The sequence below is a fragment of the Pseudoalteromonas lipolytica genome, assembly GCF_900116435.1.
Lineage (GTDB): Bacteria > Pseudomonadota > Gammaproteobacteria > Enterobacterales > Alteromonadaceae > Pseudoalteromonas > Pseudoalteromonas lipolytica.
Genome location: NZ_FPAZ01000039.1, coordinates 1 through 2,928, shown reverse-complemented (window position 1 = coordinate 2,928; position 2,928 = coordinate 1). Strand labels below are relative to the sequence as shown.

Sequence of the window (2,928 nt, the reverse complement as noted above, 5' to 3'; positions counted from 1 at the left end):
GGGAAAAATAAAAAAGCCCTGTATTTACAAGCAAATAACAGGGCTTTTAAGACATTCTTGGACGGGTAAAAAAACTATTCGATATTTTGAATTTGTTCGCGCATTTGTTCAATTAACACTTTAAGCTCGACAGCTGCGTTTGTGATGTCGCTGTTAATTGACTTAGACGCAAGCGTATTCGCTTCGCGGTTAAACTCTTGCATCATAAAGTCTAAACGACGACCGCAAGCGCCACCTTTCGTTAAGATTTTTTTAGTTTCTTTAACATGCGATTTTAAGCGGTCTAGTTCTTCGGCCACATCTTGTTTTTGAGCAAGGTAAATAAGTTCTTGCTCAAGACGTGATTCGTCGATATCCGTTTTTAACTCTTCTAGTTTTTGATTTAGTTTGTCGCGTTGCCATTTAGCTATTTCTGGTAAGTGGCTCTCAACAATGACTACTTGCTCTAAAATTGCATCTAAACGGGTTGCAATCATTTCGTGAAGGTTAGCGCCTTCATCGCCTCGTGCTTGTTTAAAGTCTTCGATTACTTCATCAAAGCCTGCGATCAGTGCAGTATTCACACTATCCATGTCTAACTCTTCAGCTTCCATCACACCTGGCCAACGTAAAATATCAACAGGGTTGATGTCGCCATTGCTTTGTTGCTGCACCCATTGCGCGCTTTTAATAAGCTGCTCAGCCAGAGATTCATTAATTGTTAGCTCACCAACATGTGCTGGGTTTGCTGCAAATTTTAGGAAAACTTCTACTTTTCCGCGCTGTAGGTGTTTGCGTAAACGTTCACGGATAACAGGTTCCATCCCACGAAATTGCTCTGGTGCGCGGATAAAAGTTTCAAGGTAACGTTGGTTAACTGAACGAATTTCCCAAGTGCCAGTGCCCCATTCGCCTTTAATTTCGCGACGCGCATAAGCTGTCATGCTGTGGATCATGGATGATTTCCTAGTGTTATTTATTTACAAATTTGGTTGATTATACCGTATCAGCCTTTAACCTCTAGCGGAAATTTTTTCAGCTGCATATTTCACATTCATTTAATTATGTAAATCAACATGGCATCTACACGTATATATACTTATAATGTGGCAAATTCAGATTTAAGGGGATCGTTAATGCGTCCAAGCGAAAGAACACCTAACCAAATTAGACCGGTTACATTTACACGTAATTACACTATGCATGCTGAAGGTTCAGTATTAGTAGAGTTCGGAAATACGAAAGTATTGTGTACTGCAACTGTTGAAGCAGGTGTACCACGCTTTATGAAAGGCCAAGGTAAAGGTTGGGTTACGGCTGAATACGGTATGTTGCCACGTTCAACACATACCCGTAATGGTCGCGAAGCAGCTCGCGGGAAGCAAGGCGGTCGTACAATGGAAATTCAACGCTTAATCGCACGCGCATTACGTGCTGCGGTTGATTTAAAAGCGTTAGGCGAAAACACCATTACAATTGATTGTGACGTAATTCAAGCTGATGGCGGAACTCGTACTGCATCAATCAGCGGCGCATGTGTTGCGCTTGTTGATGCGCTGACGTACATGCGCAGCAAAGGCATGATCAACTCTAATCCACTTAAACATATGATTGCAGCTATTTCTGTGGGTGTATATAAAGGTCAACCAATTACAGACCTTGAATACCTAGAAGACTCTGAAGCAGAAACCGATATGAATGTTATTTTGACTGAAACCGGCAAAATCATCGAAATCCAAGGGACTGCCGAGGGTGAACCTTTCTCGTTTGATGAATTAGATGAGCTACTTTCACTGGCTAAGCATTCTATCCGTGAAATTATCGATGCTCAAAAGCAAGCTTTAGCATAATTTAGAAGTAGGTTAATTTAGTAATGAAAGATTATCAAAAAGAGTTTATTGAATTCGCACTTGAAAAGCAGGTGCTTAAATTTGGTGAGTTTACTTTAAAGTCAGGCCGTACTAGCCCTTACTTCTTTAATGCAGGTTTGTTTAATACCGGTCGTGATCTTGCTCGCTTGGGACGTTTTTATGCTGCGGCACTGGAAGATGCAGGCATCGAATACGATGTTTTATTTGGTCCAGCCTATAAAGGTATTCCAATTGCAACAACTACCGCGGTTGCATTAGCGGATCACCACGATAAAGATGTACCTTATTGCTTTAATCGTAAAGAGAAAAAAGCACACGGTGAAGGGGGCACATTAGTCGGTTCTGAGCTTAAAGGTAAAATCATGTTAGTTGATGACGTGATCACCGCTGGCACAGCCATTCGTGAATCAATGGAAATCATTGCAGATAATGGTGCAGATTTAAGTGGTGTGCTTATTGCTCTAGACCGTCAAGAAAAAGGCAAAGCTGAGCTTTCTGCGATTCAAGAAGTTGAACGTGACTTTGGAACAAAAGTTATCTCTATTGTGAAACTAGCAGACTTAATTAGTTACCTAGAAGCAAAAGGCACAATGGATGAGCATTTAGCCGCGGTTAAAGCGTATCGTGACCAATACGGCATTGCATAATTAGTTAATTGATTAATCAATTTTAAAAAGCCCAGCTACATTAGCTGGGCTTTTTGTTTTGATTTAGTGGGCCTTAAACAAGGAAAAAGGTTATTTAAGCGTTAATAAAGTTTCACTTTTGTGCTGTTTAGATAAGAATTGGTGAAAAAGCCCTTTTTTTAAAGTTTTTAGAAAAAAGTGCTTGCGAAAAAATTCCATCTCCCTATAATGCGACCCCACTGAGACGGCAGACTGCAACGCTTAGCGAGGCAAGAGCAACTCGGAGTGTTAAGTAAAACTTAGTTTCGAAAAATTAAATTTTCTCAAAATTAAGTGTTGACAAAAAAATAGGGAAGCGTAATATACGCAGCCCTGGCGAGTTAAAGTGAAACGCTTTAATCGCAACGTTCTTTAACAATATAAAGCAATCATCTGTGTGGGCACTCGTACAG

General features: G+C 40.4%; 3 protein-coding genes. 2 read left to right on the top strand and 1 reads right to left on the bottom strand.

Going from position 1 to position 2,928, the window contains the following annotated elements:
* Window positions 1-74: 74 nt before the first annotated feature.
* Complete coding sequence (locus tag BM378_RS20145; protein ID WP_036973004.1) at window positions 75-935, bottom strand: YicC/YloC family endoribonuclease; 861 nt, start codon at window positions 933-935, stop codon at window positions 75-77.
* Between the two features lie 180 nt (window positions 936-1,115).
* Between BM378_RS20145 and rph the strand changes: the two genes are divergently transcribed.
* Together rph and pyrE are read left to right on the top strand one after the other, a co-directional pair.
* On the top strand, window positions 1,116-1,829 hold the full coding sequence (gene rph, locus BM378_RS20140) for a ribonuclease PH (RefSeq protein WP_036973003.1): 714 nt from the start codon (window positions 1,116-1,118) through the stop codon (window positions 1,827-1,829).
* Window positions 1,830-1,852: 23 nt separating this feature from the next.
* Window positions 1,853-2,497, top strand: a complete 645-nt coding sequence (gene pyrE, locus BM378_RS20135) for an orotate phosphoribosyltransferase (RefSeq protein ID WP_036973002.1) — start codon at window positions 1,853-1,855, stop codon at window positions 2,495-2,497.
* Window positions 2,498-2,928 lie beyond the last annotated feature (431 nt).

Excerpts from the sequence above, each read along its gene's own strand:
- BM378_RS20145 (WP_036973004.1), bottom strand. The coding sequence starts at position 935 with ATGATCCACAGCATGACAGCTTATGCGCGTCGCGAAATTAAAGGCGAA.
- rph (WP_036973003.1), top strand. The coding sequence starts at position 1,116 with ATGCGTCCAAGCGAAAGAACACCTAACCAAATTAGACCGGTTACATTT.
- pyrE (WP_036973002.1), top strand. The coding sequence starts at position 1,853 with ATGAAAGATTATCAAAAAGAGTTTATTGAATTCGCACTTGAAAAGCAG.